Source organism: Methanoculleus sp. MH98A (assembly GCF_000691865.1).
GTDB lineage: Archaea > Halobacteriota > Methanomicrobia > Methanomicrobiales > Methanoculleaceae > Methanoculleus.
This window is the reverse complement of record NZ_JMIO01000004.1, coordinates 26265-39316: the sequence shown is the minus strand read 5'-3', so window position 1 is coordinate 39316 and position 13052 is coordinate 26265. Positions and strand designations below refer to the sequence as shown.

The window sequence follows — 13052 nt, the reverse complement described above, 5'->3', positions numbered from 1 at the left end:
GGATTGTGGTTGGCCCGGATGTGGTGGACGATCTCGCTCCCGAGCGTCAGGATGGCTTTTTTATGAGTGACCTTATTTTTGTGGATATGGACGGGTGAGATGTGGAGAGCGTTGTACTGGTCGGTCGGGACATCCTCCCCCGTTGTGCTTTCGTAGTATTTCCTGATGTGGACTAACAGCATATGTAAGTGGAGCAGCTCTTCCTTTTGCACGATATCACCTTTCCTCGAAGAATACTACTGTCCGCGGGTAAATATAATTTGTTGGTGATCTTTTTATATGCACAAGATGCGGGCGGTCGGAGCGTTCGTAGGGCTTGCAATCGGCGATGCTCTGGGCGCGCCCCTGGAAGGCCTTCCGCCGGCTCCAATTGCCGTAACGGAAATGCAGAGCGGCGGGATTCACGACGTCGCAGCGGGCCAGTACACCGACGACACCCTGCAGGCGTCAGCCCTGGCGCAAACCCTTCTCGAGTGCGGAGGGTTCGACCCGGAGGACTTCGCCCGGCGCCTGGTTCTGGTCTACCGCGCCCACCCGGAGTTCTTCGGGCCGACATCGCGTGCCGTCCTCGACCTGATTGAAAAAGGCGTCGCGCCCACCATCGCCGCAGGGATGGCGCACGAGACGCAGGGCGGAAGCCGGAGCAACGGGAGCGTCATGCGCGGCATCCCGGTCGGGATCTTCTACCCGCCCGGGGAGGTGCGGGAGGCGAGCCTCGCCGCGTCCCGCGTCACGCACTTCGATCCCGCCGCCGGCGAAGCCTCGGCGTTCGTCAACCGGATGGTCAGCGGGATGTGCCGGGGGGAAGAGGCCCCCGTAGCCTTCGGCCGGGCGCTTGCCGCCTGCGAGAATCCCGAACTCCGCGGGCTCCTCGAGGATTATCGGGCGCATCCGCCGGAGCCGTCGCTCGACGCCGTCCTCTGCACCCATTGCGCCGCCAGGATCTTCATGGATGCCCCGTCCTTCCGCGAAGCGGTGGTCGCGGCGGTCAACCTCGGGGGCGACGCCGATACCGTCGGCGCGATCGTCGGCGGGCTCGCCGGGGCGCGCTACGGGTACGGGGCAATCCCCCCGTCGTGGCTCGCCGCGCTCCAGGACCGGGAGGAACTCGTTGACCTCGCCCGGCGGCTCGTCCGGGTGAGCCGGGGGTAAGGTCCGGGAATCTGATAGTTCTATACACGTCCCCTTCCGTTTTTTGCGACTTCGCATCGGAGCGTGGGCACCGGAGGTGCGAGGTGCGGCACGTCTGGATCTCGAGAAGGCTAAAGGCCTTCGCTCTGTGGCAAACAGTGTAAGCAAAATGGGAAAATATCACGGTGCAGTGGACCGTGGGAGTATCGCCGTAGGGGGGTGGGGACAATGGGGAGTGCGAACGGAGTGAGCATGAGAAACTCGAAGAGTTTCGAGGGGGGAATACTCCCCCCTCCCCACCTGACGGTGGTCGAGCTCCGTTCCTGCGGAACGTCGCACTCCCCGTCAGCCCCTCCCCCTCATGGCGATATCCCCTCGGAAGCCGTGTCTGGGACGCAATCGACGGCTTTCCTGAGAAGTTTTTCAACAAGGCTCGAAGACCAGCAGATACGTGTGTCGGTGACCTCCCTTCGCGTCTTCGCGTGCGATTATTGACAGTCCGTCTCACATACCATACTCTATGCGCACAGGACGGCAGTTCGATGCACCACCCTCGAAGTAAAATAAGTCAATGAAGTTACGTCACACCGGCCGCAGTTCCACCAGTTTCAGCGCCCGGCCCCGCTCGCAGACATCGGGAGCGTTGCCGAGAACCTCCCCGACGACGTACTTCTCCCCCTCGATGATGCCGTCGGGACGGCAGAGCCGGTAACTCCGGCACTCGTTTCTCGGGCAGGAAAACTCGTAACAGATCCTCGTGTTCGCGATCGCCATGTCGGCGCCGATCAGGGCGACAACGGGAGCCTCCACGACATCGACTGCAATCACCGCCTCGTGGTGAACCGGGCAGTCGTGCCGGGTGTTCGTGCGGACGGTGGCGACGCGGTACCTCCTGCCCGGCTGCAGGTTGTGGCAGGTCTTGCGGACCTTGCAGTTTTCGCACTCCGGGCACGAGTTGCCTTCGTAGACGAAATCAAGCCCCGGCTTTGCGAGCGCGGCGCCGATCAGCGTCACCTTCGTCTTCACTTTCGCCATCCCTCTTCACTCCCGGTAGAGCATCTTCACCAGATCCCGCGCCGACTCCTCGGTCAACCCCATATCCAGTATGGTGAACCGTTCCGGCCGGATAGTCCTCGCGGCGAGCAGCGCCGCAACGGCCGTCTCGTCGTCGACCCCGATCGCGGCGGGGGTCGTCGGTGCGCCGATCTTCTTGAGCGAGTCGCGGATCCCCTCCCAGTCCCCGCCGTGGAGGTACATCGTGATGATCGCCCCGATCCCGCACTTCTCCCCGTGGAGCCCCCTCCCCGGCGCGAGTTTCTCCAGCGCGTGGGAGAACTTGTGCTCGCCGCCGCTCCCGGGCCGGGACGACCCCGCGATACTCATCGCGACACCTGAAGAAACCAGCGCTTTCGTCACCAGCCAGGCACTCTCCTCGGAGTGGGGTTTGATGAGGTCGGCGTTCTTGAAGAGGATCTCGGCGGTCATCCGGGAGAGCGTCAGCGCGTACTCCGAGAGCGGTTCGCCCCGGAGACGGTGGGAGAGTTCCCAGTCGAGGATTGCGGTGTAGTTCGCGATGATGTCCGCACACCCGGACGCCAGCAGCCGGTGGGGTGCCGATGCAATGACGGCGGTGTCGGCGACGACGGCGATGGGGGGTTCGGCCGCGAGCGAGACGTTTCCGTCGGCGGTCGGCACCGAGGCCCTCGACGAGGCGATCCCGTCGTGCGATGCGGCGGTGGGGACGCTGATGAAGTGGCGGTCGGTGTTGTAGGAGGCGATCTTCGCCGTGTCGATGACCCGGCCCCCGCCGACGCCGATGACGAACCCGGCCTCTGCCGCCGCTTCCTCGGCCTTCCTGATCGTCTCAAGGGGATTGCCATCGTTCGCGGCGAACGTCGCGACGTCGTAGGAACCGGCAAGGAGCGCCTCGACCCTCGTCCCGGCGATATCCCTTGTTTGACCACCCGATACGATGAGCACAGAGTCGCCGAGGGCAAGGTCTTCGCAGACAGCCGGGATCTGCTCGATGACGTCGTGGCCGATGACGACGTCACGGGGGAGCTGCATCCATTTCGACTTGTCGAAGACCTTGGTTCTGAGTAGGTTTATGCGGTCTGCGCTCATTTAGATCAACAATGATTAGGGAGTTCCTCTACAAATATTACATAGATCCAATCCGTTACGGCGAAGCGTATACGCTCGTCGATACGCTGACCTATGCCCTGATCCTCATCGCAGCGGTCTATCTCGTCTACCGGGGCCTCCGGCGGTACGGAATTGCCGTCGACGACGAGCTGGTGCTTGCGACCCTGCCCTTCGTCGTCCTCGGGGGGCTTCTCCGGGTCGTCGAGGATACCGGGATGATCACCTCCGATTTCCGGTTTCTCCTGATCACGCCCCTGATCTTCTTTGTGATCTTTGCGGTCGCGGCGATTGCCCTCTTTGCCGGGAAACTCGCGGAGAACGCCGGGCTCGTCTCCCGCTACAGCCGCCTCTACGGTGGGGCGGGGGTCGGCGCCTGCATTGTTGCCGCTATAGCGCTCGTCTGGTTCGGTCTTACTGAAGCGACGATCGCGCTCGACGTCCTCGCCGCCATCCTGGCGCTTGCCTCTGTTACGTCGCTCGCCCTCTGGGCATTCCTCGTTTACGTGCTGAAGTGGGATTACGCCTCGAACATCCTCTACAAACTCCTCATCTTCGGCCACATGCTGGACGCGAGCGCCACGAGTTACGGGATCGACATCCATCCCGTCGGCTACGTCGAGCAGCACGTCGTGGGTGCGGCCCTGATCGATGCGACCGGAACCGCCTTCTCGATGTTCCTGCTGAAGGTTGCGGTGCTCGTCCCCGCCGTCTACGTCCTCGAGATGTACCGGCGCGAGGGAGACCCCGGCCTCTGGCACCTCATCCTGCTCGCCATGATCGTCGTCGGCATGGCGCCGGGGATACGCGATCTCGGCCGGATGGTGCTCTATGTCTGAGACATCGCTCTTCCGGGCCACGATCTTCGCGGCCGCCCTCTTCGCCGTCTCGATCGGCATCGGCGTCTTTGTCGTGGCCCGCGACCCGGGCGTAGGTGCACAGGCCGCGACCCTCTTCAACGAGCAGGTGGTGGACCAGCTCCTCTCCGATTCCCCGCCCGTCCTTGCGGGAAAACTCTTCCTGAACAACCTGGCCACCTGTCTCCTCCTCTTCCTCGGGGGAGCCTCCCTCGGCGTGGTCACGATGCTGATCCTCTCGGTCAACGGGCTGTTGATCGGTGCGTTGACGGAACTCGTGCGGCAGCAGCAGGGGATGCTCTTCATCGCGGCGGCACTCGTCCCCCACGGCATCTTCGAGATCCCCGCCTTCCTCATCGCGGGGGGCCTCGGTCTCCTCCTCGGGGGGGAACTCATCACCGAATGGCACGGCACGGGGGATGCCGCTGCAGAAGCCCTGCCTCTCGCCCGGCTCTTTCTCCGGGTCGTCGTCCCGCTCCTCGCGGTTGCCGCGGTCGTAGAGGCATTTATTACGCCGGCAATCCTAAGTATGATAGCTTAGAGAGGCAGATCGACAGTTTTTGAGGTACGAGACGGATGGAAGAAGATACAGGAGCACTTCCCCGGAAAGAGAATTTTTCCGAGTGGTACAACGAGATTCTCTGGCGAGCCGAGATCATGGACGTCCGCTACCCGGTCAAGGGGCTGTACGTCTGGTATCCCCACGGGTTCGGCATCCGGAAGCGTGCATACGGGATACTCCGGGACCTGATGGACCGCGACCACGCTGAGACGATGTTTCCGCTTCTCATCCCGAAGACCGAGTTCATGAAAGAGGCCGAGCACATCAAGGGTTTCGAGGACGAGGTCTACTGGGTCACTCACGGCGGCAGGAACGAGCTCGACGTGCCGCTCGCTCTCCGGCCGACGAGCGAGACCGCCATCTACCCGATGTATGCCCTCTGGATCCGGTCGCACACGGATCTGCCCCTGAAACTCTATCAGGTCGTCAATACGTTCCGCTACGAGACGAAGCATACCCGCCCGCTCATCCGCCTCCGGGAGATCACGTCGTTTAAGGAGGCGCACACCGTGCACGCGACGCGGGAGGAGGCGGCGGCGCAGGTCGAGGTCGCGCTCGGCCTCTATAAGGAGTTCTACGACACCCTCCGCGTCCCGGTGATCCTCTCCCGCCGCCCGGACTGGGACAAGTTCCCGGGCGCCGACTACACCATCGCGGCCGATACCATCATGCCCGACGGCAAAACGCTCCAGATAGGAACGGTGCACATGCTCGGCGACCACTTCTCCCGCACCTATGCCATCACCTACGAGGACGCGAACGGTGAGCAGCAGTATGCCTACCAGACCTGCTACGGCATCTCCGAACGGTCGATTGCGGCCGTCGTCAGCGTCCACGGCGACGACAAGGGGCTCGTGCTGCCGCCGGAGGTTGCGCCGCTTGAGGTCGTCATCGTGCCGATCATCGTCGGGAAACGGCGCGACGAGGTGCTCGCGTCGGCCGCGGCGCTTGAAGCAGAGCTCCGCGATGCCGGGTTCGCCGTGAAACTCGATGCCCGGGATATGCGCCCGGGCGCGAAGTACTACCACTGGGAGATGCGCGGCGTCCCGCTGCGGGTCGAGGTCGGGCCGCGGGATATCGACGCGAACACGGTCGTCGCCGTCGCCCGCACGGGCAAAAAGACCACGCTCGACCGCCGGGGCGTCGTCGAGGGGATCACCTCCGTCCTTGCAGAGTTCGGGGAGGATCTCTCGCAGGCGGCGCGGCAGGCGATGGTCGCCCGGATAACCGCCGCCGCGACGCTCGAGGAGACCGCCGAGGCGGTGAAGAGCGGGGTTGCGGTCGTTCACTGGTGCGGGTCACAGGAGTGCGCAGAAAAGATTGAGGCGGCGGTGGATGCGAGCATCATCGGCTCCGACATCCGCTCGGACCTGATCGCCGTCTCGGACGGGCCGTGCGTCGCCTGCGGCGGCGAAGGCACGTCCGCCCTGGTTGCCCGGACCTACTGATCAGCAGGACGGGCAGGTATACGATTTTACGTGTTCGGGGGACGCGAGGTCTCCCGAGATCACGGCTTTTCCGCCCAGGAAGAATATCCTTCCGCACTTTTCGCATCTCTTCGGGAGCAGCCGTTCCCAGCGGCTCATCGGAACTTCCAGAGTGAATTGCATCTTCTCCGCGTCGGCGGGATTGCACTGGGTGAGCTCCTCGTACCGGGAGAGGATCTGCATGACCTGGAGCGGGTTTGCTCCCTCGCTGCAGAACCGTTTGAAGACGTAAAATTGGAAGATCATCCACCCAAGGTCGGAGCGCTCTATGGTCTCCTCATATTCGCTGCACGTTCCGTCGTCTTCGTCGAGGGAATACCCGCAGAGGGGGCAGCGCCCACCCACGAGTTCGTCCAGGTAGACCTCTTCATGGCAGCTGGGACAGGTGGTGTGGGGGGTATGCATTCTGGAAGTCATGATTATACTGGCCTCATACCTCTAACTCTTCCAGGGACACCGGGCGCGGGGGCTTCGTGCCTTCCGGAAGCATTCCACGCGAGATGCGCGATCTCTACGATTGTCGTGAGGTTTACTACGTATTGCGCTTGGGGTGCTCTTATACGTGTCGAATGGGGCCGAGGGATCCGGTCGCCCACGGCGTCGGGACCCACCGTTGCCGGCCCCCCGTGCTCATCCCCGCGGGATCCGGCGCCCATCCCGGCCGCGACCCCCTCCCGTGCAAACTGGAATATCTGCAAATAAGCCGTGTTATCACGATCCGGGCTGCCCGCATAGAATTTTTATAGGTTGCCGTGCCACTCTGCGCGCATGGCATCCCCAGCGGCATCCGAAGTCTACGTCATCGATGCATCCGATCGCTACCATGCCGTCGAGGCGCTCTGGCGCGAGATTGGCCCCCCCTCCCTCGACAACAAGACTGTTGCGGTCAAGGCGAACTTCAACAGCGACGACCCGTTCCCCGCGACGACCCACCCCGATATGCTGGAGGCGGTCCTTTCGCGGGTCCGCGACGACGGTGCCCGGTCGATCGTGCTCGGGGAGCGGAGCGGGATGGGGGAGACCCGCGCGGTGTTGAAGAACCGGGGCGCCGCCGATGTCGCGGCCCGGGCGGGTGCGGAGGTGACGGCGCTCGATTCGCTTCCCCTGGATGGGTGGGAGGCGATCCCGCCGGACGGTCTCCACTGGGAGCGCGGGTTCCTGGTCGCCCGGCTCTTCCGGGAAGCCGATGCGGTTGTCCAGACCTGCTGCCTGAAGACCCACCGGTTCGGCGGCCAGGTCTCCCTCTCCCTGAAGAACCTGGTGGGGGCCGTGGCGGCGAGGAACCCCGGGAACGGCTACGACTACATGGCGGAGCTGCACGCCTCGCCGCACCAGAGGAGGATGGTCGCCGAGATCAACCGGTTTGTTCCCTGCGACGTTGCCGTCATGGACGCGACGGAGGGGTTCTCGATCGGGGGGCCCGAGCGGGGCACCCGTATCGCCCCGAACGTCATCCTCGCGAGCACCGACCGGGTCGCCCTGGACGCCGCCGGTATCGCGCTTCTCCGGCACTACGGCTCGACGCCGGAGGTGATGCGGGGCCGGATATTTGCAATGGATACCATTGCCAGGGCTGTGGAACTCGAAATCGGCGTCAGGTCGGCCGGGGACCTCCGGCTCGTCGCGCTCGACTCCGAAAGCAAAGAACTCGTCATCGATATGCGGCGGATCCTGGACGAGACCGCCTGAGGTTCAGTTGAAGAGATGGTCGAGCAGGATCCGTAGACCGATCCCCACAAGGATTATGCCGCCGACGATCCCGGCCTTCCGCCCCATGATCCGGCCGAACGCACCCCCGAGGAGCACGCCGGCGGCGGAGAAGGCGAAGGTCACGATGCCGATCGTGATTGCGGGCAAAACGATCGGGCTATCCAGCACGGCAAACGAGACGCCGACGGCGAGGGCGTCGATGCTCGTTGCGACGGCGAGCAGAAGGAGAGTGGCGGTCCCGTTCTCGAACCGGACGCTCTCGCCGTCACCCCGCACCGCCTCGACGATCATCTTCCCGCCGATCAGGACGAGCAGCAGGAAGGCAATCCAGGGGCCGTATGTCCCGACGAACGAGGCAAGCCCCATCCCCCCGAGCCACCCGAGCACCGGCATCCCCGCCTGGAACCCGCCGAAGAGCGCTCCGGCAATGACGGCCCACCGGAGCCGCTTCTCCCGCAGGGTGGCGCCTCCGCTGATCGAGACCGCAAACGCATCCATCGCGAGGCCGACGGCGAGGAGAAGAGTCGTCACGAGATCCATTGCTTCCGTAAAGTTCCGACGCGGTGCCGGATAACGCTATGGCCCGGCGGTTGTTATAAAACGCTGAAGCGTCCTACCGATACGGAGAGATGATGAAGATGAGCACGCAAACGATCGGCCTCATCCAGACGGCGGTGAGCGAGGATCCCGACCGCAACCTGGAGCGCACCCTTGAGGCGGCGAGAGCGGCGATCGCGAAAGGTGCCCGGATCCTCTGCCTGCAGGAACTCTACCGCGTCCCCTACTTTCCGCAGTACGAGGATGCGGACGCTTCCCGCTACGCCGAGACGATCCCGGGGCCGTCGACCGAAGCCTTCGCGGCGCTTGCCCGGGAGCACGGTGTCGTGATCGTCGTGCCGGTCTATGAGCGTGCCGCCTCAGGCGAGCACTACAACACCGCCGTGGTGATCGACGCCGACGGACGGCTCCTCCCCGCCTACCGGAAGGTGCACGTCCCCTACGACCCGCTCTTCTACGAGAAGACCTATTTTCTGCCCGGGGACCATTACCGGGTCTACGATACCCGGTACGGCCGGATTGCCGTGCTCATCTGCTACGACCAGTGGTTCCCGGAGGCCGCGAGGGCGGTTGCGCTCATGGGCGCGGAGATCATCTTCTACCCGACCGCCATTGGCAGGATTGCGGGAGAAGAGCCGCCCGAGGGCGACTGGCGCGAGGCGTGGGAGACGGTGCAGCGCGGCCACGCGATCGCAAACAGCGTCCACGTCGCCGCCGTCAACCGTGTGGGTGACGAGGGGGATCTCCGGTTCTTCGGGAGTTCCTTCGTCGCCGATGCGTTCGGGAACGTCCTCGCCCGGGCGAGCGAGACCGGTGAGGAAATCCTCATCGTCGAGGTCGACCTCGCGGGAAACGAGGCCGTCCGGGAGGGGTGGGGATTCTTCCGGAACCGGCGGCCGGAGACCTACGGTCTGCTCGCCCGGAGGCTCCCGCCGGGCATGACCCCGGCAATCTCCGGCTACCGGATGCCGGCGGAGTGGGAGCCGCACGACGCGGTCTGGCTCTCCTGGCCCCACGATCGCGAGACGTTTCCCGATCTTGCGGCGGTTGAGGGGGTTTATGTCGAGATCATCGCGGCGCTCCGGGGATCTGAGATCGTCGACCTGCTCGTCACCGACGAGAAGATGCATATCCGGGTGAAGGCGATGCTCGAGGAGGAAGGCGTCGATATGTCTGGAATCAGGTTCCATCTCGCCGATTACGCCGACGTCTGGTTCCGGGACTACGGGCCGACGTTCCTGGTCAACAGAAAGGCCGGGAACCTCGCGATGGTGAACTGGACGTTCAACGCCTGGGGGGAGAAGTACACGGAACTCATGAATGATACCCGGATCCCGCTCGCCATGAACCGCGAGATGGAACTCCCCCTCTTCACCCCCGGGTTCGTCCTCGAGGGCGGGTCGATCGAGGTGAACGGGTGCGGCACGGTGATCACGACGGAGGCCTGTCTCCTGAACCCCAACCGGAACCCGCACCTCTCCCGGGAGGAGGTCGAGGCCTACCTGGAGGCGTACCTCGGCGCCGGGCACGTCATCTGGCTGAAGCAGGGGATCGCCGGCGACGACACCGACGGCCACGTCGACGATATCGCCCGGTTCGTGGACGAGCGGACTGTTCTCTGCGCGCTCGAGGAAAACGAGGACGACGAGAACTACGCCGCCCTGCAGGAGAACTACGAGTTCCTCCTCTCCTCGACCGACCAGGACGGCAACCCTTTAACGGTCATCCCCCTCCCGATGCCGGGGAGGGTCGGCGGCGCGGAGAGGCTGCCGGCAAGTTACGCGAACTTCTACATAGGAAACACCGTCGTGGTGGTGCCGGTCTTTGGGCACCCGAACGACGTGATCGCCATGGCAAGGATCCAGCAGGCCTTCCCCGACCGGGAGGTCGTCGGGATCGACTGCACGGCGATGGTCGCGGGTTTCGGCACGATACACTGCATCAGCCAGCAGCAGCCGTCTGTCATCTGCCCGGGGGCAGAACGCGCATCGCGCGAGGAATAGGTAGATCATGGTGCTCCAGGTCCAGCCGGCGAGGACGAGCAGGATTGCGATGACGGAGACGGCCGGATAGCCGGCGGTGATGAGGGTAAACGCCGCGACGGTGTACTCCCGCACGCTCCTTCGGGTCAGGATGGCTTCGAGAACATCCATCGGGCTACCCTGTAGGGGGCCCGCCATCGCTCTTCGCGTGCGATTGTTCTTCAGGCACCCGGAACAGGCCGTCCTACCGGCATGAGGTAGAGCGGTGTCGTGTTCTCCGGGAGCGCGAGAACTTCCCGGACCTCATCCTCGTCGAACGCCCCGATAACGACGGTTCCGAGATCGAGCGCCTCCGCCTGGAGGTAGACGTTCTCCGCGGCGTGCCCGGCCTCCATGTACACGTAGCGCGTCCCGCGTTCGCCGTATTTTGCGGTCGTCCGCTCCGGTACAGCCGTGATGACGATCGTCGCCGGGGCGTCGCCGACGGGGGTCTGGTTGACGGCCGCCGCCTGCAGCGCGGTCCGCCGGTCGCCTGCGCCGACCCGGACGAGCAGGTGTTCTCCCGGCCGGTAATGGTAGACCCCCGGCTCAAGGCCCATGACGCCGCCCGCGACGAGGTAGATCTCCAGCGGATAGAGGCCCCCGGCGGAGGGAGCGGTCCGGTAGCCCCGGTCGTCCGTGACCCCCTGCGCCGCCCAGAGGATCTGCCCGGCGTCGGCGAGTTCGAGCGGCACCTCGGCGTAGACCCTGACCGACCGCCGCCCCCATAGCGCCTCCTCGACGGAGACGTCGCCCTCGGTGCGCGGCTCCGGGAGAGCAATCGCGTCTTCTGGCGGTTTTGGCGTGCTGTTGCCGTCCGGGGGCGGGGGAATGCCGGCGCAGCCGGCGGCGAGCACCGCCGCGAGCGCTGCGGCGACGGCGAGGACAAAGCAAGAGTACCTCCGGTTCATGATACCGGACTTCTTCTCCGGGTTCATGATGGTATCGGCGCACTTCCGGCCTACCGCTTCTTCTTCTCGCGGCGGCTCCCGGCGGACGAGAAGGGGAACTTCACGAAGTCCCGAAGGCCGCCGGCGGAGGAGAAGTTGCGCATATCCCGCCTGACCCCCGCGATGAGTTCGTCGACGACCTCCTGCTCCTTCGCCTCGCCCTCCTCCTGCACCGCCGCCAGCCGGTGGAGCGAGTAGAGCCCGAGGATGAAGGCGAAGAGGAAGAAGAACTCCCACTGCTGGATGTCGAGGGTGACGAAGACGAGTTCCTGCACCGGATCCTTCCAGATAAGCGTCCAGATGAGCTCCCGCTCAGCGAAGAAGTCCACGAAAAGCCCGCCGAGGATCGGGGCGACGCCAGCGGCGACGGAGTTCGCGAAGGTGCTCGCTGCAAGGTAACTGGTCGCCTGGCCCTGCGGCGCCATCTTCAGGCCGATGTTTCCCGAGGCAAGCGAGACCCCGGCAAGGGAGATGCCCATCAGGATATGGATGATGATGAGCAGCGGGTAGGTCAGGATGTAGACGTTCGGGAGCGTGACGAACATCCAGGCGAAGATTGCGAGCATAAAGAGCGGCCCGCTCACCGCAAGCACCGACTTGTTGGAGTAGCGGTCGGAGACACGGCCCCACGACCGGTAGAAGACGATGTTCATGACCTGGCTGAGGACGCTGAGGGCGACGACGATCGAGATATCGAGACCGATCCTCTGCAGCATATAGACCGTGAAGAACGGCGATGCGAGGTTGACGGCGAAGTTCCACGACCCGAGGAAGACGATGAGGTTCTTGAAGTTGAGGTCTGCGAATGGCTTTTTGATCGCGGCGAGCAGGCCGGCCTCGTTATTTTCAACGGTCATCCGGGGCTCGGGGGTGCGGGCGAGGAACGTGATCCCGACGAGCCCGGCGATGAGCCCGAGAAGGAAGAGGATCGAGTAGCCGTAGGCTGCAAGGTCCGGGACGGCGATCTCCCACGAGTCGATGAAGAACCCGGCGGCGAGGCTGATGACGAGCGCGATCCCCGTGGAAAGGGTCAGCCGCCGGGAGAAGAAGTCCCCGAGCCGGTCCTGCGGCACCAGGTCGCGCATCCAGGAGTTCCAGCCGCAGTGAGATATCGCCGAGAACGATGCGTAGAGGGCAATTGAGGCGATGAGCGCGATTATCCCCTGTCCCGGTGAGAGGAGGAACGGTATCAGGATGATGGGTATCCAGCAGAGGCGCGCGGCGAACGATGCCGCAACGACCACGAGCCTCCTTTTCTGCACGCGGTCGACGATGTAGATAGACGGTATCTGCAGGAGTTCTGCGAGCGGCGGGATTGCGGCGAGCAGGCCGATGACGGTGTTGGACGCCCCGAGCTGCAGGGCGAAGGCCACGAGAAAGATGCCGCCGGTCAGCGTCACCATCGCCTGGGTGGCAAGCCCGTCCCTGATGACGAGTTTTAAGCCGTGGTCGACCTCTTCGGCCGCCAGGCTCTCTTTTGTCTCGAAGACCGTGCGTCGCCTGCGTCCCCTTCTTATGTTCACGACACCGTTCACCCCGATGGATCGCCCGGCGGCGGGCGATTTTCCGAGCCTAATTATATAAAAATAGAATTATATTAATCTGTTTGAATGAACTGCATGGCTTTCCGGCGA

The 13052-nt window shown here is 64.2% G+C and carries 13 protein-coding genes; 6 read left to right on the top strand and 7 right to left on the bottom strand.

All coding sequences use genetic code 11. The annotated features are described in order from the left end of the window. Positions 1-182, bottom strand: a 182-nt coding sequence (locus EI28_RS00745; RefSeq protein WP_048111861.1) for a UPF0058 family protein, incomplete at its 3' end; no start/stop codon positions are given. A gap of 97 nt (positions 183-279) precedes the next feature. Between EI28_RS00745 and EI28_RS00740 the strand changes: the two genes are divergently transcribed. After that, on the top strand, positions 280-1152 hold the full coding sequence (locus EI28_RS00740; protein ID WP_048111859.1) for an ADP-ribosylglycohydrolase family protein: 873 nt from the start codon (positions 280-282) through the stop codon (positions 1150-1152). A 561-nt stretch (positions 1153-1713) separates the two neighbouring features. Here the strand turns inward: EI28_RS00740 and EI28_RS00735 are convergent. Both EI28_RS00735 and EI28_RS00730 read right to left on the bottom strand, forming a co-directional pair. Continuing rightward, on the bottom strand, positions 1714-2166 hold the full coding sequence (locus EI28_RS00735) for a UPF0179 family protein (RefSeq protein ID WP_048111858.1): 453 nt from the start codon (positions 2164-2166) through the stop codon (positions 1714-1716). A 6-nt stretch (positions 2167-2172) separates the two neighbouring features. After that, positions 2173-3255 carry an NAD(P)-dependent glycerol-1-phosphate dehydrogenase gene (locus EI28_RS00730; protein WP_048111856.1) on the bottom strand — a complete coding sequence of 361 codons (1083 nt, stop codon included), beginning with the start codon at positions 3253-3255 and terminating at the stop codon, positions 2173-2175. An 11-nt stretch (positions 3256-3266) separates the two neighbouring features. On the opposite strand from EI28_RS00730, the gene EI28_RS00725 reads away from it, so the two are divergent. From EI28_RS00725 to proS, 3 genes are read left to right on the top strand one after another with little or no spacing between them, the layout of a single operon-like run. Beyond that, positions 3267-4112 (top strand): DUF63 family protein, encoded by an 846-nt coding sequence (locus tag EI28_RS00725; protein ID WP_048111855.1) that lies wholly within the window; start codon positions 3267-3269, stop codon positions 4110-4112. Then, positions 4105-4671 carry a stage II sporulation protein M gene (locus EI28_RS00720; RefSeq protein WP_048111853.1) on the top strand — a complete coding sequence of 189 codons (567 nt, stop codon included), beginning with the start codon at positions 4105-4107 and terminating at the stop codon, positions 4669-4671. Before EI28_RS00725 ends, EI28_RS00720 begins: the two co-directional genes overlap by 8 nt. A gap of 35 nt (positions 4672-4706) precedes the next feature. Further along, on the top strand, positions 4707-6140 hold the full coding sequence (proS, locus tag EI28_RS00715; protein WP_048111852.1) for a proline--tRNA ligase: 1434 nt from the start codon (positions 4707-4709) through the stop codon (positions 6138-6140). Here proS and EI28_RS00710 read toward each other — a convergent pair whose 3' ends face one another. Next, entirely contained in the window at positions 6141-6596 is a 456-nt protein-coding gene (locus EI28_RS00710; protein WP_011844876.1) for a hypothetical protein, read from the bottom strand. 351 nt (positions 6597-6947) lie between these two features. Here EI28_RS00710 and EI28_RS00705 point away from each other — a divergent pair, with 351 nt between their 5' ends. After that, the gene (locus EI28_RS00705; RefSeq protein ID WP_048111850.1) at positions 6948-7868 is read left to right on the top strand and encodes a DUF362 domain-containing protein; all 921 of its coding nucleotides are present in this window, start codon (positions 6948-6950) and stop codon (positions 7866-7868) included. Between the two features lie 3 nt (positions 7869-7871). Here the strand turns inward: EI28_RS00705 and EI28_RS00700 are convergent, their stop codons facing one another. Next, positions 7872-8429 (bottom strand): manganese efflux pump MntP family protein, encoded by a 558-nt coding sequence (locus EI28_RS00700; RefSeq protein ID WP_048111849.1) that lies wholly within the window; start codon positions 8427-8429, stop codon positions 7872-7874. A 92-nt stretch (positions 8430-8521) separates the two neighbouring features. On the opposite strand from EI28_RS00700, the gene EI28_RS13285 reads away from it, so the two are divergent. Then, positions 8522-10450, top strand: coding sequence for an agmatine deiminase family protein (locus tag EI28_RS13285; protein WP_082223034.1), 1929 nt, complete (start codon positions 8522-8524; stop codon positions 10448-10450). A 200-nt stretch (positions 10451-10650) separates the two neighbouring features. Here the strand turns inward: EI28_RS13285 and EI28_RS00690 are convergent, their stop codons facing one another. Next, complete coding sequence (locus tag EI28_RS00690; RefSeq protein ID WP_052379629.1) at positions 10651-11379, bottom strand: SagB/ThcOx family dehydrogenase; 729 nt, start codon at positions 11377-11379, stop codon at positions 10651-10653. Between the two features lie 50 nt (positions 11380-11429). Next, positions 11430-12941 (bottom strand): MFS transporter, encoded by a 1512-nt coding sequence (locus EI28_RS00685; protein WP_048111868.1) that lies wholly within the window; start codon positions 12939-12941, stop codon positions 11430-11432. Positions 12942-13052: the final 111 nt, after the last annotated feature.

Excerpts from the sequence above, each read along its gene's own strand:
- EI28_RS00720 (WP_048111853.1), top strand. The coding sequence starts at position 4,105 with ATGTCTGAGACATCGCTCTTCCGGGCCACGATCTTCGCGGCCGCCCTC.
- EI28_RS00730 (WP_048111856.1), bottom strand. The coding sequence starts at position 3,255 with ATGAGCGCAGACCGCATAAACCTACTCAGAACCAAGGTCTTCGACAAG.
- EI28_RS00710 (WP_011844876.1), bottom strand. The coding sequence starts at position 6,596 with ATGACTTCCAGAATGCATACCCCCCACACCACCTGTCCCAGCTGCCAT.
- EI28_RS00690 (WP_052379629.1), bottom strand. The coding sequence starts at position 11,379 with ATGAACCGGAGGTACTCTTGCTTTGTCCTCGCCGTCGCCGCAGCGCTC.
- EI28_RS13285 (WP_082223034.1), top strand. The coding sequence starts at position 8,522 with ATGAAGATGAGCACGCAAACGATCGGCCTCATCCAGACGGCGGTGAGC.
- EI28_RS00735 (WP_048111858.1), bottom strand. The coding sequence starts at position 2,166 with ATGGCGAAAGTGAAGACGAAGGTGACGCTGATCGGCGCCGCGCTCGCA.
- EI28_RS00740 (WP_048111859.1), top strand. The coding sequence starts at position 280 with ATGCACAAGATGCGGGCGGTCGGAGCGTTCGTAGGGCTTGCAATCGGC.
- EI28_RS00725 (WP_048111855.1), top strand. The coding sequence starts at position 3,267 with ATGATTAGGGAGTTCCTCTACAAATATTACATAGATCCAATCCGTTAC.
- EI28_RS00705 (WP_048111850.1), top strand. The coding sequence starts at position 6,948 with ATGGCATCCCCAGCGGCATCCGAAGTCTACGTCATCGATGCATCCGAT.
- EI28_RS00700 (WP_048111849.1), bottom strand. The coding sequence starts at position 8,429 with ATGGATCTCGTGACGACTCTTCTCCTCGCCGTCGGCCTCGCGATGGAT.
- proS (WP_048111852.1), top strand. The coding sequence starts at position 4,707 with ATGGAAGAAGATACAGGAGCACTTCCCCGGAAAGAGAATTTTTCCGAG.